Origin of the sequence: Labrys okinawensis (assembly GCF_002982075.1) — a bacterium.
GTDB lineage: Bacteria > Pseudomonadota > Alphaproteobacteria > Rhizobiales > Labraceae > Labrys > Labrys okinawensis_A.
This window is the reverse complement of the sequence record NZ_PUEJ01000008.1, coordinates 242,874-264,118: the sequence shown is the minus strand read 5'-3', so window position 1 is coordinate 264,118 and position 21,245 is coordinate 242,874. Positions and strand designations below refer to the sequence as shown.

Sequence of the window (21,245 nt, the reverse complement as noted above, 5' to 3'; positions counted from 1 at the left end):
ATTATCCGCGAGACCTATGGTGGCTGGCGCCGCACGCCAAGAGCGGCGCCAGCGGCGGTACGCCCAGGCAAAATAGCGAAAGGAAATGCCGCATCGCGCAGCGCCAGGAGCCCAGACGGGACATCGCCCCCTCTGGCTCGAACTCAGACGCGAGAACCGCTCAACATTCGGGCGAGCGCAATAAGGATGCACGCGCCGATAAAGCCCGCGATGAGGTAGCCCAGCCACCCACCGAAGCCGACGCCTATTAACCCCAGCAGAAAACTGGCGAGGGCCGCGCCTACGATGCCGAGAATAATGTTCATGAGAACGCCGGTATTGCTCTTCATGAACATCTCAGCCAGCCAACCGGCCAGGCCGCCAATGATTATCGCAGCGATCCAACCAACCTCGGGACGATCCATCGATTCACCTTTGCCTTTAGCGGAATGTCGAGATTCTAGGCCTTGTCGATCGCGGATTTCACCGCGTCCTTGACCTTGCCCTTGGCCTCCTGAACCTCTCCCTTGGCTTTTTGAATCGCCCCTTCTGCTTCCATCTCGCGGTTGCCCACGGCCTTGCCGACGCCTTCCTTCACCGAACCGGCCACCTGGTTGGCGATACCCTTCACCTTGTCCGTTGCGCTGCTCACTCGGTTGCTCCTTTGATTGCAGACCACGAATTCACAAACGCTTGTGCCCCTTCCTGGTTCCGTACTGATTTTGGCTTAGGGTAACGGCCTCTCAGTCCTCGAGCAGTGGCAGCACCACCACGGCAGCTTGTCCGCAACCTACGGGTAATAAAATCGAAACCATTCGATTCCTAACGTAATTAATCATCAATTACAGAAGGAAATTGCTGAATGGGTATGCGTATCATAAGCGGCATTTTCACCTTCTCCATGATAATTATCTTCATGGCTATGGTTTCCGGACACGCAGAAACCTTAGGGACAGCGTCCTTTTACGGTAAGGAATTGAAGGGGTCTCGTACCGCAAACGGAGAGCGCTTCAATCCAGCAGAACTGACCGCTGCCCATCGTTCCCTTCCTTTCGGGACGAAGCTTCGCGTGACCAACCTCGAGAACCACAAGAGCGTTGTCGTGCGTGTCACCGACCGAGGCCCTCATAAGCGTGGCCGCATGATCGATCTTTCCTACGGAGCCGCCAAGGCGGTGGGCATGCTCAAGACGGGCACAGCCAAAGTGTCGGTCGCCAGAATCGCGACGCCTTCTTCTGCGTCGGCAAATAGCGACGCTCAACTACAACTGCCGCCTCGGCGTCGCTAGGACTGGACGCGGGCCGGATGGGAGGCCGGAGGTAATCGACGAAGCGGCCCCCGCGGCCGAATAGCCCTTAGTAAGGACCGGCGGCCGAGAGGGTGTGGACCGACTGCATCCGCCAACGCCAGAAAACAAGAAAGGCACCGCCTTTGCGATGCCTTGGCTCTTCAACTCGTTCTGGGTAGCGATGGTGGGCGCGACAGGGATTGAACCTGTGACCCCTACGATGTCAACGTAGTGCTCTCCCGCTGAGCTACGCGCCCATCGCTTGCGGAGGCCGGCCTGATAGCAGGTTGAATCAGGCCATGCAAGCCATTCGTCCCGCTATTTTGAGGAAAGTTCAGGCGGCCTTCAAAAGCTTGTCGACTTCGTTGACCAGATCCTTGAGATGGAAGGGCTTGGAAAGCACCTTGGCGTCGCGCGGCGCCTGCGAATCCGGGTTGAGCGCCACGGCGGCAAAGCCGGTGATGAACATCACCTTGATGTCGGGATCGAGCTCGGTAGCCCGGCGGGCCAGCTCGATTCCGTCCATCTCCGGCATGACGATATCGGTCAGCAGCAATTCGAACGGTTCTTCCCGCAGCCGGTGATAGGCCGACAGGCCGTTGTCGTAGGACATCACCTCATGTCCGGCATTCTGCAGGGCGCGCACCAGAAAGCGGCGCATATCATTGTCGTCTTCGGCGAGGAGAATCTTGTTCATGATGGCGTCCCGAATCCCCGGCAGGGCCGGAGCATGTTCCAACTGTATAAACCGTCGTCAGGGTAAACGCCCCGTTTACATTGCAATAGAGTTAATCCCGAATTCGTGATGTTGCCAGGGCCTGTCTGAAGAGGTCCGCCCTTGCTTCGCAAATGCGCGGGAGTTCGAGAACGCAAGCCTTCCGGCTTGCTGCCGCGAGCGACGTGTTCATCGGCCAAAAGCATCCCACCGCCGGGGGCGATAAGCTCTAAATGGCCGTCTGCACTGTCGCTTGGCTCGTCAAGACGAAACGTCCTGGCAAGGCCGTCACCTCCTATCCCACCATTTTCAATCTCATCAAACACCAACCCCTAACTGATGACAGGCCCCAGGGTTGCTTCCGGTGCGATGGAGAAAATCATGCGCGAGGGCTTGTGATGCTTGCGCGCGCATGATTTTGTCGGGATATGTCGATATTGCCTGGCCTGACCGCCCTTCGGACGCGTGTCGCCCAGGTGAAAGCAACCCGCCGCTGGAGACCGTGGACGGCATGGAAATCGAGCTCAGCCCTCCCTTCGACGTGGTCGAGCCGGCAGCCTATTCGGCGCCCTTGCTGTTCAACTCGCCGCATTCCGGACGGGTCTATCCGCGCTCTTTCCTGGAGGCTTCCCGCCTCGATCCACTTTCGCTGCGCCGCTCCGAGGATGCCTTCGTCGACCTCCTTCTCGCGGATGTCGCCGCCACCGGCTCTGCCGTGATGAGCGCACGCTTTCCCCGTGCCTTTCTCGACGTCAACCGCGAGCCCTACGAGCTCGACCCACGCATGTTCGACGGCAGGCTGCCGAACTACGCCAATACTCGCTCCCTGCGCGTGGCCGGCGGACTGGGCACGCTGGCGCGGGTGGTCAGCGAGAACCAGGAAATCTATGCCCGCCGCCTGCCGGTGGACGAGGCGCTGCGCCGGATCGAGGAACTCTACAAGCCCTATCATCGTACGCTGCGTCGCCTGCTCGGCCAGATCCATCGCGAATTCGGCGTGGCGCTATTGGTGGATTGCCATTCCATGCCCTCCTGCGGCCTGGCGCGCGAGGATAGACCCCGCGCCGACATCGTGCTGGGCGATCGCTACGGCACCAGCTGCTCGCATCTGATCACGGATTGCGCCGACGAGGCGCTGCGCAGCCTCGGCTATTCGGTGGCGCGCAACAAGCCCTATGCCGGCGGCTACATCACGGAGCATTACGGCAATCCCGGCGCCGGTTTCCATGTCATCCAGATCGAGATCAACCGCTCGATCTACATGAACGAGCAGGACTTCTCCCTGGCTCCGGCCTTCGATCGCCTGAAGCGGGATCTCACCGTGCTGCGCGATACGCTTGCTGGCCTGCCCTTCCACTATCTCGATGCATTCCACCTGGCCGCCGAGTGAACCAGCCCGTCCTGCCCGTCCCTGAAGCCCATTGGGTTTTCGGCTATGGTTCCCTGATGTGGAATCCCGGTTTTGCCTATGAGGAGCGGCAGAATGCGCTGATTCGCGGCCTGCACCGGGCTTTGTGCATCTGGTCGCATGTCCATCGCGGCACACCCGAAAGGCCCGGCCTGGTGCTCGGCCTCGACCGGGGCGGCTCCTGCCGGGGCGTCGCCTTCCGCGTCGCCCCCGAAAACTGGGATGCGACGGTGGATTATCTGCGCCGGCGCGAACAGGCCACCAGCGTCTATATCGAGATCCTGCACGAGGCCCGGCTCGAGGACGGGCGTCATGTGCGGGCCCTCGCCTATCGGGCGGACCGCAAGCACCTGCAATATTGCGGCAAGCTGCCGGATCGCCAGCTCCTGGAGGTGATACGCGGGGGCGTCGGGCTGTCGGGCGCCAATCCCGATTACGTGCTCGCCACCCACGACCATCTCGACGAACTCGGCATACCGGACCGCACGCTGGCCTGGCTCTCGCACCAATTGCGGGGATGATGCGGCTGTATAGGAGGCCGGCCGGGGACCCTACCCCCTTCACAAGACCGACACGTTAATCCTACATTGTGTTGGACGAACAGCCGAATCGGCCTTTTCGGCTGGACTGATGGTGACGGGAGCGCTTCGTGACAGCGCATGTTTCGCCTGCTGTGTTTCATCCGCCGGTCTCGCCCGAGGCCTGTCCTGCCCTCGTGCTGAACGCCGATTACCGGCCGCTGTCCTATTATCCGCTGTCGCTATGGTCCTGGCAGGATACGGTGAAGGCGGTCTTCCTCGACAGGGTCAACATCATCTCCGAATATGACAAGGTGGTGCGAAGTCCCACCTTCGAGTTCCGATTACCTTCGGTGGTGTGTCTCAAGACCTACGTCAAACCCAGTCGAAACCCTGCCTTCACCCGCTTCAACGTCTTCCTGCGCGACTGTTTCACCTGCCAATATTGCGGCACACGTTCGGATCTGACCTTCGACCACGTCATTCCCCGCTCCCGGGGCGGGCAGACCACCTGGGAAAACGTCGTCGCCGCCTGCTCGCCCTGCAATCTGAAGAAGGGCGGCGCCATGCCCGCCGAAGCCGGCATGCATCCCAGCCAGAAGCCCTACGCTCCCTCCCTCAGCGACCTGCACCAGAACGGCCGGCATTTCCCGCCGAACTATCTGCATGAAAGCTGGCTCGATTATCTCTATTGGGATACCGAACTGGAGCCTTGATCGGCATCCTTCACCCGGGCATGCTTTGCGCGTCGCGGCATTCTCGTTCCACGCTATCGCCGTGGTTTGATGGTGACCTTTCCGATTGTTAACGAGCGCTCACTATCGAACTCTCCTATGGTGAAGCGGCCGCAAGGCAATCATCAGACAGATCTGGGGTGCTGTAGGCACGTCGAAGGCTCGTTACGACCGCGAAGGGAGGTTCCATGCCGCACGAGACACCGTTGATAGCAACGATCGTGGCGGGTTTGGGACTGGCATTCATCTTCGCGCTCGTCGCGCAGCGTCTGCGGCTCTCGCCGATCGTGGCCTATCTGCTCGGCGGTGTTGTGATCGGCCCCTTCACGCCCGGCTTCGTGGCCGACCAGAAGCTCGCCAACGAGCTGGCCGAACTCGGCGTCATCCTGCTGATGTTCGGCGTCGGCCTGCATTTTTCGCTGAAGGACCTGCTTTCCGTCCGTGCCATCGCCATACCTGGCGCCCTGGGCCAGATCGCGGTAGCGACGCTGCTGGGCATGGGCTTTGCCTGGATCATGGGTTGGGGCCTCGGCACGGGCCTCGTCTTCGGCCTCGCCCTTTCGGTCGCCAGTACAGTGGTGCTGCTGCGCGCCATGCAGGAGCGCAAGCTGATCGAAACCGAGCGCGGGCGGATCGCCGTCGGCTGGCTGATCGTTGAAGACCTGGTGATGGTGATCACCCTGGTGCTGATTCCCCCGCTGGCCGGCCTTCTCGGCGGCCATGCGCCGGGCGAAGTGGCGCCCTCGGGCCTTGCCGCCAATCTCGGCCTCAGTTCGATCGGCGCCACCCTGATGGTCACCGCCGTCAAGGTCGCCGCCTTCGTGGCGCTGATGCTGGTGGTCGGGCGCAAGGTCATCCCCTGGGTCCTGCATTTCGTCGCCCATACCGGCTCGCGCGAGCTCTTTCGCCTGGCCGTGCTGGCGATTTCGCTCGGGGTTGCCTATGGCGCCGCCGCGCTCTTCGGCGTCTCCTTTGCGCTGGGCGCCTTCTTCGCCGGCATGGTGCTGGCCGAATCCCCGCTCAGCAAGCAGGCGGCCAACGAGACGCTACCGCTGCGCGACGCCTTCGCGGTGCTGTTCTTCGTCTCGGTCGGCATGCTGTTCAACCCCTCGATCCTGATCCAGCATCCGCTTGCCGTGCTCGTCACCTTCCTGATCATCGTGGTCGGCAAGTCGATCGCCGCCTTCCTGATCGTGCGCGGCTTCGGCTATTCCAAGGGCGTGGCCCTGACCATTTCGGCGAGCCTGGCCCAGATCGGCGAATTCTCGTTCATCCTGGCGGTGCTGGGCGTCGAGCTCGACATCATCCCCGGCACGGCGCGCGACCTGGTGGTGGCGGGCGCCCTCATCTCCATCGTGATCAATCCGATCCTGTTCATGGCGCTGGACCGTTTCGTGTTGCGCCCCGAACGCCAGCCGGCCGTGGCGCCCAAATCGGAAACCAGGCCGGAAGCCGAGCCCGAGGCACCGCCTCAGCCCGAGGCCGAGCCGGGTGCGCCCATGGCGGAAGCCGCGCCTTTGCCTGAAGACGGCGACATCGAAGTCGTCCAGCCGACCAAGCTCAGCCAGCACGCCATCCTGGTCGGCCATGGCCGTGTCGGCAGCCGGGTCGCCAAGGCTCTGCATCAGACCGGCGTGCCGCTGGTGGTGATCGAGGAATCGCAAAGCGAGGTCGAGAAGCTGAAAGCCGACGGCATCGAGGTCTATTCCGGGCCGGCGGGCGATTACGAGACGCTCGAGCTGCAGAATCTGGCCGGCGCGAAATGGCTGGTCGTCGCCATCCCCGACGCCTTCGAGGCCGGCCATCTGGTTGAACAGGCCCGCAAGCTCAATCCTGCCATCCGCATTCTCGCTCGGGCCCATAGCGAGGAGGCCGTCGGCTACCTCAGGGGACTGGGAGCCGACGTGATCCTGATGGGCGAAGAGGAAATCGCCCGCGGCATGATCCGCGACCTGCTGCACTCCGAAGAAGGCCAGCCCGGTCAGGCCGCCTGAGCTGGATGGGCCCGCCAGCCACTTTCCGTTAAGGCCTCGATAACCGTACGAATTGTTAATGGTTTGATACTCTTTACCCGCCTTTTTCGCGGCTTTATTGCTGTTCCATGAATAGAATGAACCATTTTTAGACACCAACTCCTTTTCGGATAGCGGGCGATCCACGCGCCCTGTGTCGTTCAACACATCGAGACGCGGCAGGAACCGCCGGGTGCAGGCCCGGCAGGTCGCGGCTGCTTGCGAGGCACTGGGAAAAGCTGCGATGCAAACCTCTTCCGCCGACGAGGCAGATCACGAGCAGGCGGGTCACCAGGCCGTCGCCGCTACCTCGCCCTCCCAGGACTTCCCGGCGGCGAGCGAGCCGCCCCTGCCGGGCGAAAGACCCAGGCGGCGTCCCATAATGCCCACCAAGCTGCAGAAGAGCGCGGGCCGCATCCTGCTGATCGTGGTGGGGTTCGTCTGCATCTACATGGCGATCCTGGGCCGGCTGGTGCAGTTCGGCACCGCGCCGGACGAGCAATATGATGCGCGCCGCTCGGCGGCCGATCAATTGGCGGCGGCTCGCCCCGATATCCTCGACCGCAATGGCCGCATCCTGGCAACCGACGTGCAGGTGCCCTCGCTCTATGCCGAGCCGAAGAAGATCATCGACGTCGACGAGGCGACCGAGCTGCTCACCGCCCAGATGCCGGAATTCGACGCACGCGACCTCAGGGCCAAGCTCGCCTCCGGCAAGGGCTTCATCTGGCTCAAGCGCGAGATCACGCCCGAGCAGCGCAACCGCATCTATGCGCTCGGCCTGCCCGGTATCGGCTTCATCAACGAGAACAAGCGCATCTACCCCAACGGGCCGACGGTGAGCCATGTGCTCGGAGCCGTGAACATCGACAACCAGGGCATCGCCGGCATCGAGCGCTATATCGACAGAAAGCGCGGCCTCTCCGAACTGCAGGCGCTCGGCTATGCATCCGATCCGCATGACCTCAAGCCGGTGCGTCTTTCGATCGATCTGCGCGCCCAGGCCGTGATGCGCGAGGAACTCGTCGCCGGCATGGAACACTACCAGGCCAAGGCGGCCGCCGGCGCCATCATGGACGTCAACACCGGCGAGATGATCTCGCTGGTGTCGTTGCCCGATTTCGATCCCAACAACCCGGCCGATGCCCTCGATCCCAACCGGATCAACCGCATCAATGTCGGCGTGTTCGAGATGGGCTCGACCTTCAAGGCCCTCACCACGGCCATGGCGATCGAATCGGGCAAGTTCACTACCGCCTCCATGCTCGATGCCCGCACCACGCTCAAATATGGCCGCTTCACCATCCATGACGACCATGCCCGCCGGCGCATGCTGAGCCTGCCGGAGGTGTTCACCTTCTCCTCCAATATCGGCTCGGCCAGAATGGCCCTCGCCCTCGGCGTCGACGCCCACAAGGCCTTTCTCAGGATGATGGGGCAGACCACGCGGCTGATTACCGAACTGCCCGAGAACGCCATGCCGATCCTGCCCAGGCGCTGGAGCGAGATCAACACCATCACCATCGCCTTCGGCCACGGCATGGCCGTGGCGCCGCTGCAGGCAATGATGGCGGTCGGGGCGATGATGAATGGCGGCCATCTGATCAAGCCGACTTTCCTGGCGCGCAGCGAGAGCGATGCCCTGGCCGGCTCCAAGCTGGTCCTGAAGAAGCACACCTCCGACGTGATGCGCTACATCATGCGCCTCAACGCCACCGACGGTTCCGGCAAGAAGGCCGATGTTCCCGGCCTCGGCATCGGCGCCAAGACCGGCACGGCCGAAAAGGTCATCAATGGGCGCTATTCGAAGTCGCTCAACTTCACCACCTTCATGGCGGTGTTTCCCTTCGACAAGCCGAAATATCTGGTGCTCGTGCTCTATGACGAACCCAAGGGCCTGCCGGAGACCTATGGCTACTCATCCGCCGCCTGGAATGCCGGCGTCACCACCGGCAAGATCCTGGAACGGGTCGGGCCGCTGCTCGGCGTCAAGCCGCGCTTCCAGGAAATTCCAAACCCTGTGCCGCCGCTTTATGCGCCCCGCGGCGAAGACCATCCGATGGAATGGCTCGTCACGCATTGAGGAGGAAAGCAGGCCGCTTTCCCGGCTGGGACCCATCTGCCGCCATCATCGTCATTGCTTCGCTCGCAGTGACGGCGCCTCTCACGGAAAATGCGTGCGCGGCGGGGCGGGGATGGAGACGAACACCTCGGCCAGGTCATCCTCGAAGATGGCCGCCGTCAGCTTGCCGCCATAGCAGGCGCCCGTGTCGAGATTGATGCGGTTGGTGCGGAAATCCGGCTCCTCCACCGCGGTGTGGCCATGCACGATCTTCTTCTCGAAGAGCTGGCCAGAGGGCAGGAACTCGTCACGGATCCAGATCAGGTCGTATTCCTTCTGCTCGGCCAGCGGCACGTCCGGCCGCGCGCCGGCATGTACGAAGAAATAATCGCCGAAAGTGAGACTCAGCGGCCGCGTGCGCATGAATTCGAGATGGTCGGGCAGCATCCTCACGCGGAACTCCTCCCTCAGACGCTCGACATCCCGCGTCGATTGGGGGTTGGCCCCCTTGATGTCGACGCCATAGCTGCCCACCGTCGCCATGCCGCCCCATTTGAGCCAGACATCGGCATCGGGGTCCCCTGCCAGGAAGGACATCAGCAAGGTTTCGTGGTTGCCCCGGAGCACATGAAGCTCGCAGCCTGGCAGATCCCCCATCAGCCGGGCCACGACGCCACGGGAGTCCGGTCCGCGGTCGACGAGGTCGCCGAGGCTGATGACGATGTGGCGCCGCTCCGGCTTGGCCCGGGCGCGAGCTTGGGCCTTGGCCAGGATCTCTTCCATCAGCGCGAGGTGGCCGTGGACGTCACCGAAGGCAATGATGGTCGTCCCCGCCGGCGCACGCGGCGGGATGGAAAAGGGTACGATGGGATTCTGCATGGCGGCAGCATAGGCAGGCGCACCACGCGTCGCAAGGCTCCTGCTATCCCGCCCGGCAGTCCAGCCCGATATCGAGGACCGGCGCGCTGTGGGTGAGCCAGCCGACGGAGATGAGGTCGACACCCGCGGCCGCGATCGCCGGCGCCGTTGCCGCCGTAACCCGGCCAGAGGCCTCGGTCAGCGCTCTTCCGCCCACCATCGCCACCGCTTCGCGCAATTGCGCAGGGCTCATATTGTCGAGCAGCACCGCATCGACGCCGACGGCCAGCGCCTCCTCAAGCTGGGCCAGCGTGTCGACCTCCAGCTCGATCTTCACCATATGGCCCGCCGCCGCCTTGGCCCGCTCCAGTGCCGGGCGGATGCCCCCGGCAATGGCGACATGGTTATCCTTGATCAGGATGGCATCGTCGAGCCCAAAGCGATGATTGCCGCCACCGCCGGCCCGCACCGCATATTTTTCCAGCGCGCGCAGCCCGGGCGTGGTCTTGCGGGTGCACACGACGGTAGCCTTGTGCCCTTTCACCGCCTCCACGACCGAGGCCGTGGCGCTGGCGATGCCGCTGAGATGGCACAGAATATTCAACGCCGTGCGTTCGCCCGTCAGCAGGGCCCGGGCCGAACCGCTGACGGTGGCGATGACGGTCCCCGGCGAGACCCTGGCGCCATCGCCACGTTTCACCGTGATCCCGACATGGGGGTCGAGCAGGCGGAAGGCCGTCGCGGCGATGTCGAGGCCGGCGACTACGCCGTCCTGCCGCGCCGCCAGCACGGTGGTCGCCTTGAGATCGGGAGGCACGATGGCATCGGTGGTGAGATCGCCGGCCCGGCCGAGATCCTCGACCAGAGCGGCGCGGACGATCGGCTCGAACAGGAACGGAGAGAGCGGCAACAACGGCATGTCAGGCACTTTCTGCGAAAGGAAGGGAAGCGACGGTCTCGCGGGCCAGGGCAAGCGCCTGGCCGAGCGAGAGGAATGATGGTGCCGCCATCGGCAGGCTGGAGGGGAAGTCGGCCCGCCAATGCGCCCCCCGGCTTTCCTGCCGGGCGAGGGCGGAGACGGCCAGCATCAGGCCGACCAGGGCCGGGTTCGAGGCGGGCCGCGTGCCGGCGGCCAGCGGCAGAAGCTCGGCGATCGCCGCCTCCAGCCCGGCACGCACCCTGATCACGCCGAGCGCGCGTGATAGAATCTGACGCGTCGGCGCAGGATCGCCGGCCCGGAGATCGGCGGCAGGCACGGCAATCGCGGCTCGCCCAAATCGGGAGCTCGTTCCCGGCGCACTCCCTACGCTCTCGGCTACCCAGGCGGCGCAGACCGCGGCCTCGGCCAGTGAATTGCTGGCCAGGCGATTGGCGCCATGCAGCCCGGTGCAGGCCACCTCGCCGCAAGCCCACAGCCCCGGGACGGAACTCCTGCCTTGTCCGTCCACCGCTATGCCGCCCATGTGGTAGTGCTGGGCCGGCCGCACCGGCAGCGGCTGCGATGTGGGATCGAAGCCCGCCTCCCGGCACAGCCGGTCTATCCCCGGAAAGCGGCGCGCGAAGCCCGCGCCGGGCTGCTGGCGGGCGTCGAGATAGACGCGGTGGCCCTCGGCCAAATGCCGCCAGATGCCACGGGCGACCTCGTCGCGCGGAGCGAGTTCGGCGCCCGGCAGGTGGCGAAGGAAGCGTTCGCCGGTCTCGTCGACCAGCACGGCGCCCTCGCCCCGCACGGCTTCGCTGACCAGCCCCATCGGCCGTGCCGCGGTATCGAGCGCCGTCGGATGGAACTGCACGAATTCGAGGTTGGAGAGCATGGCGCCGGCGCGAGCAGCCAGGGCCAGGCCCTGCCCTTGGCTCGCCCGGGGATTTGTGCTGTCGCAGAAGAGGCCACCAATGCCTCCGGTCGCCAGTACCACGCGTGCGGTGGGGATCGTCATCGTCTCGCCCTTCGGGCCGACGCAGACGATGCCGGCAATCGCGCCGTCCTCGACGATGAGGCGCCGCGCCTCGACCCCCTCCAGCACGGTGATCGAGGGTGTGGCCCGCACGGCGGCGGCAAGGGCCCGGACGATCTCCCGTCCGGTGGCATCGCCATCGGCATGCACGATGCGGCGGCGGCCATGGGCGGCTTCGAGGCCGAGCAGGAAAGCCCCATCCGCCTCGTCGAAACGCACGCCGAGGGCAGCGAGCCGGCGCACCGCCTCGGGTGCCGCCGTGACGATGCGGCGGGCCGCCTCGGCCTCGACCAGGCCGGCGCCAGCCTCCACTGTGTCGGCGAGATGCATGGCGGGCGTGTCGTCCGCCGCCAGGCTCGCGGCGAGGCCGCCCTGCGCCCAGGCGGTCGAAGTCTCCGCGCCGAGCGGCGCGCGGGAGAGCAGCACCACCGGCTCGGGCGCGAGACAGAGCGCCGTCATCAGTCCGGCGAGGCCGGCCCCGACCACCACCGGGCGGTCGCGATAGAGCAAGGGATGATCGCTCATAGCGCGAGCATCCTCTCGACAGCCCGGCGCGCGGCGACCGCGACAGCAGGATCGATGGTGACCTCGTGCTGACCAGTCTCCAGCGCCTCACGGATATTGGCGAGCGTGATGCGCTTCATATGCGGGCAGAGATTGCAGGGGCGGATGAAATCGACGCTGGGGTGCTGCACGGCGACGTTGTCGCTCATCGAGCACTCGGTCAGCAGCACCACGCGGGCGGGCTTGTGCTCGGCGACATAGTCGGACATCAGCGCGGTCGAGCCGGAGAAATCGGCTTCCGCCACCACCTCCGGCGGGCATTCGGGATGGGCGAGCACGATCACACCGGGATGGTCTTCCCGGAGCTGGCGCACCTCGGTCGGCGAGAAGCGCTCATGCACCTCGCAATGGCCCTTCCAGGCGATGATCTCGACATCGGTCTCGGCGGCGATGTTACGGGCGAGATATTCGTCGGGCAGCATGATCACCTTGGGCACGCCGAGCTTCTCGACGATGCGCTTGGCATTGCCGGAGGTGCAGCAGACGTCGGATTCGGCCTTCACCGCCGCCGAGGTGTTGACATAGGTGACGATGGGCACGCCCGGATAGGTCGCCCGCATCAGGCGCACATCCTCGGGCGTGATCGAATCGGCCAGCGAACAGCCGGCACCGAGATCCGGGATCAGCACCGTCTTGTCCGGGTTGAGCAGCTTGGCGGTCTCGGCCATGAAATGCACGCCCGCCAGCACGATGACATCCGCATTGGTATCCACCGCCTTGCGGGCGAGTGCCAGGCTGTCGCCCACCACATCGGCGACGCAGTGGAAGATCTCCGGCGTCTGATAGTTGTGCGCCAGGATGACGGCATTTCGCTCGCGCTTGAGCGACAGGATGGCGTCGACATCGTCGGCGAAGACAGGCCATTCCATCGCCGGAATGACGCGCCTGACCCGTTCATAGAGCGGTGCGGTACGGGCGAGGACGGCAGCATCGAGGGACATTATTTATACTCCTATTGAGCATATATCCGGCATATGCTTAAACTGAGCATAAGCAATGTCAAGCGAATTATGTTCAGCTAGAGCATAAAGATCTCACAGCGCGATCGAGAGAAGGATCAGTTGAAACCCAAGCCCAGGCAGAGTGAGACTGGCACGATAAGCCTTCTCCCCCTGCGGGAGAAGGGAGACCGCGCCAAACTTGCGAAGCGAGCTGCTACCCCCGCGCCAGCGGCAGCTTGGTGCCGGCTGCCACGCGTTCGGCCCGCACGGCCTGGCGGAAGCGGAACAGCTTGGCCGGACGCCCGATGGTCTCGGCGGCCATGGCGCCGGTCTCTTCGACCAGTTCCTGCTGCTCGATCAGGCGGCGGAAATTCTGCTTGTGCACCAGGCGCCCGGCCAGGGCCTCGACGCTGCGCTGGAGCTGCAGCAGGGTGAAAGTGGCGGGCAGCAATTCGAACACCACCGGGCGATATTTGATCTTGGCCCTGAGCCGGGCGATGCCAGTGGCGAGGATGCGGCGATGGTCGGCGTGCATCGGCCTGCCCGGCACGGGGGGCGTACTGCTCACGGCGGCTTCCGGCACCAGCCCGGCCTCATAGAGCAGTTCGTAGCGCTGCAGCACAAGTTCCTCGTTCCAGGCAAAGCCTTCCAGCCCGAAAGTGATCTGCACACGCTGGGAACGCATCTCGCGCAGGGCCGCGCTGTCGGCCGCCCCGGCCCAGGCTTTCAGCGGCGCGACGATGCCGGCCTGGAAAAAGCCCGGCGGGCCGGCACGATGATCCTCCCAGGGAAAATACTCGTACCAGTCGCGCCAGCCGGTCTCTTCGCCTTGGCCCGCATTTTCCCGGGTCAGGCCAAGATAGGAGATCGAGATCGCCCGCTGCATATCCCCCGCCCCGCGATCCTTGTCGGCGAAGGTATAGAGCTGTTCGACATAACCGAGAGGATGGCCGGTCTGGCCTTCCACCCAGGCACGCAACCCGGTCTGCAGCGAACGATGGCCTGCCTCGAAGGGCCCCGAGGGCAGGCCCCGGCCGTCCTGCACCGTCATCACCCGCGGCCGCCCCGCGGAGACCGCCACCAGCACGGCGATCAGGTCGGCGGTGACGAGATTGCCGGTCTCTGGCGGCACGATCGGTTTCTCCGGGCTAGGGACAGAAGGGCGTCTGGCTCAAAGCAGTCGCAATTGCAACCGCTCGGAGCAAGCAAGCCGCAGCTTTTGACCAAAGGTTTCAACAAGTGAAGTGATTCAGGCAGCCCAATTCAAAAAATCGTCGCCTCCGTCCCCTCCAGCAGCACGGCGGTCAGGGGGCCGCCGAAACAGGCGCCGGTGTCGAGATTGATGCGGTTGGGCTTGAAGGTCGCGATGTCGACCGGCGTGTGGCCATGCACGATGCGTTTGCCGAAATCGCCGTCCCAGTCGAGGAACTCGTTGCGGATCCACAGGAGGTCCTCCTCGTTCTGGCGGTCGGGGGGACGGCCGGGGCGAACACCGGCATGCACGAAGAAATAATCGCCGCAGGCATAGCTGAGCGGCATCTTCGCCAGGAAGGCGAGATGATGTTCCGGTATTGCGTCGAGAAAGGCGCGGCGCAGGCCATGAAGCGTCGGGCCTTCGGCCAGGGTCCGCTCCAGATCGATGCCGTAGCTCGCCAGCGTGCGCAGGCCACCATTGTGCAGCCAGGCCTCGGCATCCTCGCCGCCGCGGATGAATTCGAGCATCATCGCCTCGTGATTGCCCTTGAGCACCACGAGTTCGCAGCCCGGTAGGCCGGCGGTCAGCCGTTCGACCACCCGGGCCGAATCCGGGCCGCGATCGACGAGATCGCCGACGGAGACAACGATGTGCCGCCGCTCCGGCAAAGCGGCCAGGCGTTCTTCAATCTTTTCGAGCAGGATTTCCAGCTTGTCGTAGCAGCCATGCACGTCGCCGAAGGCGATGACGCTGATGTCGTCGGGGATAGCGGGCAGATGGAATGGCCCCATGATGCGCTCCCTCCATGCAATACAATAAGGGGGTCGTGGGCCGGGCGGCAAGAGGCGGACGAGACGTCCGCGGTCCCAGCCTCGGAAGTTCCCGAGCAAGCCTTGCCAGGTCGCGCGGGAAACGTTGCCCCTGGGACCGCGGACGTCCCGTCCGCTCTCGGAAACACTGCATTCGAAGAGAGGGGCGGCCTTCCAGCCGCTCAGAACACCGCGGCCTCGATGCCCTCGAACCGCACCGCCGTCAGCACGCCGGAGGCATAGGCCTTGGTGTCCAGATTGATGCGGTTGCGGTTGAAGTCCGGCTTGCGGACCGGTGTGTGGCCGTGGACGATCTTCTTCTCGAAACGCTGCTTGGAATGCAGGAATTCCTCGCGGATCCAGACGAGATCACGGTCGTCCTGCTCATCCAGCGGCACGCCGGGACGCACGCCGGCATGGGCGAAGAAATAGTCGCCGATGCTGTAGGAGGTGGGCAGGCCGCGCAGGAAATCGAGATGGGCCTGCGGTATGGCCGCGAGCATGTCCTGGCGCAGGCGGTCCGGTGTCTTCTCCACCTTGTAGTTCTGCCGGCTGGCGATGCCGTAGCTCTGCAGGAAGGCGTCGGCGCCGAAGAAGCTGCGCCAGGCATCGCCGATCGGCTTGTCGTCGAGAAAGCCCAGCAGGGCGTCCTCGTGATTGCCGAGCAGCACGTTGAGTTCGCAGCCTCGCACGCCGTTCATCAGCCGTTCGATCACGCCGGCGGAATCGGGGCCGCGGTCGATGAGGTCGCCGACGCTGACCACGACATGCCGAAGGCCCGGTAGCAGCGATGCACGCCTCTCGATGCGCACGAGCAGCGGCTCCAGCAGGTCGAGCCTTCCGTGGATGTCGCCGATGGCGATGACGGAGGTCCCGGGCGGCATGCTGGGCGGCTCGGGAAAGCGCTCGATCTTCTTCTTGGCCGTTGGTTTGACGATCGGTTTTGCTATCGGTTTCTTGGGCATGGCGGACTCCCTCGCCCGTGCCGGGCGAGGGTCAGGGAATGAGACCTCCTACTTCCGCGTGCCCGCCCCAAACGTCAACAAGAGCGGGCAATTGTGACGTGGAGAACTCGGGATGGCGCCCGACGGCGGGGCACTTGTAGCCTTCTCCCCTTGCGGGTGTCGTCAACTCAAGAGAGTTGACGACACCCGCAAGGGGAGAAGGAAATCGCGCCATTTTCGGTGAGGATGGGTTCCCTCAGCTTCGCGGCTTCAGGTTCTCGGGGTCGTAGAGCGGCTTGTAGCCGACCCCTGCCACCTCGACCGGGTAGGTCTCGCCGAAATATTCGACTTCGAGCTTGCGGCCTTCCTGAGCATAGGCATGCGGCAGATAGGCGAGCGCGATGTTCTTGCCGATGGTGGGCCCATAGGCGATCGAATAGGTGTAGGAACGCCGGCCGAGTTCGTCGACCAGCGTCTCGCCGGTCGCCGGGTCCATCACCGGCAGGATGCCGACGGGATAGCGGGCGACACCCTTGGCGTCGACATTGTCCGTGATTACCAGCGTGCACAGCATGGCCGGCTGATGCGGGCGGGCGCGATGCTCCAGATGCTTGGCCTTGCCGCAGAAATCGGCCTCCTTGACCTTGGGGCGCTGGAGATCGGTTTCGATCAGGTTGTACTCGGTGTTGAGCTCGGCGTTCTGCAGGCGCAGGCTCTTTTCCATGCGGCGGGAATTGGCGTAGGTCTCCACGCCGACGGCGATCACCCCGGTGGAGCGCAGCGCGTCCCAGACCGCGAGGCCATCCTCGTAGCGCATATGCAGCTCCCAGCCCTGCTCGCCGACATAGGAGATGCGGAAGGCGGAAACGTCCTTGCCGCCGATGCGGATCGGCTTGATGGCGGCGAAGGGGAAGTTCTCCGGATCGAGTCCGGCCGGGTCTTCCACCACCTTCTTCAGATTGACGCGGGCATTCGGGCCCCAGATGCCGATGGTGACGTATTTCTCAGATGTATCGGTGATGGTGACGTCGAAGCCCTTGTCCTGAGCGACGCGGCGCAGATAGTTGAGGTCGCGCGGGCCGGCATCGGCACCGTCGACCACGCGGCAGCGGTCGGCCATGCGGAACACGGTGAGGTCGGCCCGCACCATGCCGTCCTCGTCGAGGAAGTGGGTGTAGATGCCCTTGCCGATATTGGCGTCACCGCCGATCTTGGCGGCGCAAACCCACTCCATCAGCGCGACATGGTCGGGGCCTTCGACATCGATCATGGCGAAGTGCGAGAGGTTGATGATGCCGCAATCCTCGCTCATGGCGAGCTGTTCGGCATTGGAGACGCGCCAGAAATGGCGGTTGTCCCATTCGTTCTCGCGCACCGGCACGCGGTTGCCGTATTTCTCGAGGAGATGCTCGTTGGCGGCATAACCGTGGGCGCGCTCCCAGCCACCGAGCTCCATGAAATAGCCGCCGAGCTCCTTCTCGCGCTCATAGAAGGGCGAGCGCCGGATGTTGCGGCCGGTGTCGTAGGGCTCGCGCGGATGCACGGCCGGATTGTAGATCTTGCGGGCCGCCTCGCCGCAGCGCCCCTCGATGAAGTCTTCCTTCAGCATGTGCGGGGAAAAGCGGGCATAGTCGATCTTGTTGTGGTCGATCGGCGTGCGGCCGTCGGTCATCCAGTCGGCGATCAGCTTGCCCATGCCGGGGCCGTCCTTGACCCAGATGGCCACGGCATACCACAGGCCGCGCACCTTCTGGCTTTCGCCCATGGAAGGGCCGCCATCGGTGGTGACCTGCAGGAGGCCGTTGAAGGAGTGGCCTTCGTTGAAGCCGAGTTCACCGAGGATCGGCGTCAATTCCATGGCGCGTTCGAGCGGCGCCATGATCTGCTCCATGTCGAGGTCGCGCTGCGAGGGCGAGAGGCGCGCCTCGTGCTTTTCGAGAAGGTCGCGCGGATGGCACAGGCGCGGATTGGTCTCTTCGTAATAGCCCCATTCGATCTGGCCGCCTTCCGCGGTGGTCGGATCGCCGGTGTCGCGCATATAGGCCGAGTTGCCCTGGTCGCGCAGCAGCGGCCAGCCGATTTCCTTACCGGTGCCGGCGAATTCGTTATAGGGGCCGAAAAAGGTGAGCGGGTGGTCGACCGGCATGACCGGCAGGTCTTCGCCGGCCATCTCGGCGATCAGGCGGCCCCACAGGCCCGCGCAGACCACGACATGATCGGCCTCGATGGTGCCGCGGCTGGTGACCACGCCCTTGATGCGGCCATTCTCGATGACGAGCGAAGTGGCAGGCGTGTTGGCGAAGGCCTGGAGCTTGCCGGCGGCTTCGGCCTGGTCGACGAGCTTGCCCGCCACCGTCTGCGAGCGCGGAATGACGAGGCCGGCGTCAGGGTCCCACAGGCCGCCCTGCACCAGATGCTCCTCGATCAGCGGGAACTTCTCCTTGATCTCGGCCGGCTCGATCAAGCGGGCGCGGGTGCCGAAGGCCTTGCCGGAAGCGACCTTGCGCTTGATCTCGTCCATGCGGGCGTCGTCGCCCACGCGCGCCACTTCGAGGCCGCCGACGCGGGCGTAATGGCCCATCTTCTCGTAGAAATCGATGGAATAGAGCGTGGTCCAGCAGGACAGGAAGTCGTGGCTGGTGGCATAGCAGAAGTCGGAAGCATGGGCGGTGGAGCCGATATCGGTCGGGATGCCCGACTTGTCGATGCCGACGATGTCGTCCCAGCCCCGCTCGATCAAATGATGGGCGATCGACGCGCCGACGATCCCGCCCAACCCGACGATGACGACCTTCGCCTTTTTTGGAAACACTGCCATTTGCCTGCGACTCCGGATGCGTTGCGGGAGACCTTAGCGCCTAAGCCGCCACGGTTGCTGCCTCAGTGCGACCTTCTCGCAAGGCCGCGCGACCATCACCGCAGGAAGCGGCACCGATGCCATCCCGTTGCCGACTAGCTCTATAGAAGACACGCCGGAACGATGTCGCATATGGGCCGGGACATGGCCAGAAAACGACGTCACCGAAAAACAGACCGTGACATATGCAATCGGTAGCCAAGCCATCGCCTTCTCCCCTCGCGGGACAAGGAAGCGCCCCGCCCTGTGCGCGCCGTCACGGCGGTATCCCGCTGCCTGTGGCTTTGTCGGGCACCCACGCATTGGACCCCATCATGAATCGATCCCTTCGTCCGCCGCTGCTCGCCGTCTGCCTCGCCTGCTTCCTGCCGGGCACCGCCTCCGCCATGGAATTGTGCCATCTGCGCAAGACACCGGATGGCTTCGTCGCCCTGCGGGCCGGCCCGGGGCCGCAGCATCGCCTCATCGCCCGCATGAAGCCCGAGGACGAAGTGCAATATGGCCAGGGGCGGCAGGGCAAATGGGTCGAAGTCACTTGGTGGCGCGGCGATTCGCGCCTGCAACAGGACGGCTTCAGCAAGGGCATCCAAGGCTGGGCCTTCTCGCCGCTGATCGCCAAGGACTGCGGCTGAGCGTCAAAAAAGCGCGACACCATCATGCCTGAGGTGTCGCACCGTTTGGGCCCAAAGCGGCTTGCAATTCAATGACTTCGCCAGGAATCGCAAAGACACGCCGAAACAAAGAGTTAGAGCAAATAAGCGTTCACGTTTGAACGCGTTTTGCTCTAAGGGTGAGCTGTTTCGGCCCACCTCACCTGCGGTTATCAGCGATGCATCAGCCCCTCCCCACCACCAACAGCATGAATGGCGCCGAAAGCCTGGTGCGCACGCTGGTCGATAGCGGCGTCGAGGTCTGCTTTGCCAATCCCGGCACTTCGGAAATGCATTTCGTCGGTGCGCTCGACCGCATCGAGGGCATGCGGCCGGTGCTCGGCCTGTTCGAGGGCGTGGTCACCGGCGCGGCGGATGGCTATGCCCGGATGACCGGCAAGCCGGCCGCAACATTGCTGCATCTCGGCCCGGGCCTCGCCAATGGCCTCGCCAATCTCCACAATGCCCGCAAGGTGCCGGTGCCGATGGTCAACATCATCGGCGACCATGCTTCGGCGCATCAGGGTTTCGACGCACCACTGACCTCGGATGTCGCCGCTTTCGCCCGCCCGGTCTCGCATTGGGTGCATTCCTCGCGCAACGCCCGCAGCGTCGCCGCCGATGCCGCCCGCGCCGTGCAGGCTGCCCGCAACGCGCCCGGCCAGATCGCCAGCCTGATCCTGCCGGCCGACACCGCCTGGCTCGCCGCCGATAGGCCGGCCGCGCCGCTGCCCGTCCTCGGTCCTGCGTCCGTCTCCGACAGCGCCGTGGCGCAGTCGGTGGCAGCCCTCAGGGCCGGCGGCCCAGTCGCCTTCCTGCTGCGCGGCGAGGCCCTGCGCGGTCGCGCGCTCGCGGCAGCCGGCCGCATCGCGGCCAAGACCGGGGCACGGCTGATCTGCGACACCTTCGTGCCCCGGGTCGAGCGCGGCGCCGGGCGCATTCGCGTGGAAAGGCTGCCCTACCGCCCCGGACCGGCGATCGAGTTCCTGGAGGGCACGCAGACCCTGATCCTGGTCGGGGCGCAGGCACCGATCGCCTTCTTCGCCTATCCCGGGCAGCCGAGCGAGTTGACGCCGCCCGGTTGCCGGCCGCTCGTCCTCGCCTTTCCGCATGAGGATGGCACCGGCGCCCTCGAGGCCCTGGCCGAGGCGATCGGTGCAAGCGCACCCGGCAGGGCCTCCCCGCACGAACCGCCCGCCCTTCCCGCCGACGGTCCCGTCACGGCGGAGGGCATCATGCGCATCGCCGGCCATTTCCTGCCGGAGAACGCCATCATTTCCGACGAGACGATCTCCTCGGGCTTTCCCTTCTACCCGCTGAACGAGACGGCCGCGCCGCATGACAGCCTGCAGCTTTCGGGCGGAGCGATCGGCGACGGCATGCCGGTGGCCACCGGCGCCGCCATCGCCTGCCCCGATCGCAAAGTGGTGTCGCTGCAGGCCGACGGCAGCGCCATGTACACGCTGCAGTCCCTGTGGACGCAGGCGCGCGAAAAGCTCGACGTCACCACGGTGATTTATGCCAACCGGGCCTACAAGGTGCTGATGGACGAGGTCGCGGGGGTCGGCCTCGGCAGCGTCGGCCCGCGCGGCCAGTCGATGTTCGATATCGGCAATCCCGATCTCGATTGGGTGAAGCTTGCGGAGGGGATGGGCGTGGAGGCTGTCAGGGCGGAAAGCCATGCCGCCCTGGCGGATGCTTTCAAGGCCGCGATGGGCCAGCGGGGCCCGAGACTGATCGAGGCGGTGCTGTAAGC

Annotated in this window: 19 protein-coding genes and 1 tRNA gene; 8 read left to right on the top strand and 12 right to left on the bottom strand. The window is 64.8% G+C overall.

All coding sequences use genetic code 11. The annotated features are described in order from the left end of the window. Positions 1–143: 143 nt before the first annotated feature. Both C5L14_RS21800 and C5L14_RS21795 read right to left on the bottom strand, forming a co-directional pair. Positions 144–404, bottom strand: coding sequence for a GlsB/YeaQ/YmgE family stress response membrane protein (locus C5L14_RS21800; protein ID WP_105864168.1), 261 nt, complete (start codon positions 402–404; stop codon positions 144–146). Between the two features lie 35 nt (positions 405–439). Beyond that, positions 440–631, bottom strand: coding sequence for a CsbD family protein (locus C5L14_RS21795; RefSeq protein WP_105864167.1), 192 nt, complete (start codon positions 629–631; stop codon positions 440–442). Between the two features lie 249 nt (positions 632–880). Here C5L14_RS21795 and C5L14_RS21790 point away from each other — a divergent pair, with 249 nt between their 5' ends. Further along, a complete protein-coding gene (locus C5L14_RS21790) occupies positions 881–1,267 on the top strand; it encodes a septal ring lytic transglycosylase RlpA family protein (RefSeq protein ID WP_245197460.1) in 387 nt (128 codons plus the stop codon). Between the two features lie 182 nt (positions 1,268–1,449). On the opposite strand, the gene C5L14_RS21785 is transcribed toward C5L14_RS21790, so the two are convergent. Continuing rightward, positions 1,450–1,524: transfer RNA gene (locus C5L14_RS21785), tRNA-Val, on the bottom strand. A 77-nt stretch (positions 1,525–1,601) separates the two neighbouring features. Further along, a complete protein-coding gene (gene cpdR, locus C5L14_RS21780; protein WP_105864233.1) occupies positions 1,602–1,967 on the bottom strand; it encodes a cell cycle two-component system response regulator CpdR in 366 nt (121 codons plus the stop codon). Between the two features lie 517 nt (positions 1,968–2,484). Here cpdR and C5L14_RS21775 point away from each other — a divergent pair. From C5L14_RS21775 to C5L14_RS21755, 5 genes are all read left to right on the top strand, one after another. Further along, positions 2,485–3,372, top strand: a complete 888-nt coding sequence (locus C5L14_RS21775) for an N-formylglutamate amidohydrolase (RefSeq protein ID WP_245443495.1) — start codon at positions 2,485–2,487, stop codon at positions 3,370–3,372. Next, a complete protein-coding gene (locus C5L14_RS21770) occupies positions 3,369–3,911 on the top strand; it encodes a gamma-glutamylcyclotransferase (RefSeq protein ID WP_281062580.1) in 543 nt (180 codons plus the stop codon). Before C5L14_RS21775 ends, C5L14_RS21770 begins: the two co-directional genes overlap by 4 nt. Positions 3,912–4,063: 152 nt before the next feature. Next, a complete protein-coding gene (locus C5L14_RS21765; RefSeq protein ID WP_105864165.1) occupies positions 4,064–4,624 on the top strand; it encodes an HNH endonuclease in 561 nt (186 codons plus the stop codon). Positions 4,625–4,830: 206 nt separating this feature from the next. Next, positions 4,831–6,636 carry a cation:proton antiporter gene (locus C5L14_RS21760; protein ID WP_105864164.1) on the top strand — a complete coding sequence of 602 codons (1,806 nt, stop codon included), beginning with the start codon at positions 4,831–4,833 and terminating at the stop codon, positions 6,634–6,636. 262 nt (positions 6,637–6,898) lie between these two features. Next, complete coding sequence (locus C5L14_RS21755) at positions 6,899–8,737, top strand: peptidoglycan D,D-transpeptidase FtsI family protein (protein ID WP_181161285.1); 1,839 nt, start codon at positions 6,899–6,901, stop codon at positions 8,735–8,737. An 81-nt stretch (positions 8,738–8,818) separates the two neighbouring features. Here C5L14_RS21755 and C5L14_RS21750 read toward each other — a convergent pair whose 3' ends face one another. From C5L14_RS21750 to C5L14_RS21715, 8 genes are all read right to left on the bottom strand, one after another. Next, the gene (locus C5L14_RS21750; RefSeq protein WP_105864163.1) at positions 8,819–9,595 is read right to left on the bottom strand and encodes a metallophosphoesterase family protein; all 777 of its coding nucleotides are present in this window, start codon (positions 9,593–9,595) and stop codon (positions 8,819–8,821) included. A 43-nt stretch (positions 9,596–9,638) separates the two neighbouring features. Then, a complete protein-coding gene (nadC, locus tag C5L14_RS21745; protein WP_105864162.1) occupies positions 9,639–10,493 on the bottom strand; it encodes a carboxylating nicotinate-nucleotide diphosphorylase in 855 nt (284 codons plus the stop codon). 1 nt (position 10,494) lies between these two features. Further along, a complete protein-coding gene (locus C5L14_RS21740) occupies positions 10,495–12,054 on the bottom strand; it encodes an L-aspartate oxidase (protein ID WP_105864161.1) in 1,560 nt (519 codons plus the stop codon). Then, entirely contained in the window at positions 12,051–13,034 is a 984-nt protein-coding gene (nadA, locus tag C5L14_RS21735) for a quinolinate synthase NadA (RefSeq protein ID WP_105864160.1), read from the bottom strand. The genes C5L14_RS21740 and nadA overlap by 4 nt, the downstream gene beginning before the upstream one ends. Before the next feature lie 214 nt (positions 13,035–13,248). Beyond that, positions 13,249–14,166, bottom strand: coding sequence for an NUDIX hydrolase (locus C5L14_RS21730; RefSeq protein WP_245443494.1), 918 nt, complete (start codon positions 14,164–14,166; stop codon positions 13,249–13,251). A 131-nt stretch (positions 14,167–14,297) separates the two neighbouring features. Next, positions 14,298–15,020 (bottom strand): metallophosphoesterase family protein, encoded by a 723-nt coding sequence (locus C5L14_RS21725; RefSeq protein WP_105864158.1) that lies wholly within the window; start codon positions 15,018–15,020, stop codon positions 14,298–14,300. Positions 15,021–15,220: 200 nt separating this feature from the next. Next, positions 15,221–16,003 (bottom strand): metallophosphoesterase family protein, encoded by a 783-nt coding sequence (locus C5L14_RS21720; protein ID WP_105864157.1) that lies wholly within the window; start codon positions 16,001–16,003, stop codon positions 15,221–15,223. A gap of 235 nt (positions 16,004–16,238) precedes the next feature. Beyond that, on the bottom strand, positions 16,239–18,800 hold the full coding sequence (locus C5L14_RS21715; RefSeq protein ID WP_105864156.1) for a GcvT family protein: 2,562 nt from the start codon (positions 18,798–18,800) through the stop codon (positions 16,239–16,241). Between the two features lie 353 nt (positions 18,801–19,153). On the opposite strand from C5L14_RS21715, the gene C5L14_RS21710 reads away from it, so the two are divergent. Together C5L14_RS21710 and C5L14_RS21705 are read left to right on the top strand one after the other, a co-directional pair. After that, positions 19,154–19,471, top strand: coding sequence for an SH3 domain-containing protein (locus tag C5L14_RS21710; RefSeq protein ID WP_105864155.1), 318 nt, complete (start codon positions 19,154–19,156; stop codon positions 19,469–19,471). 197 nt (positions 19,472–19,668) lie between these two features. Beyond that, positions 19,669–21,243, top strand: a complete 1,575-nt coding sequence (locus C5L14_RS21705; protein WP_245443493.1) for an acetolactate synthase large subunit — start codon at positions 19,669–19,671, stop codon at positions 21,241–21,243. Positions 21,244–21,245: the final 2 nt, after the last annotated feature.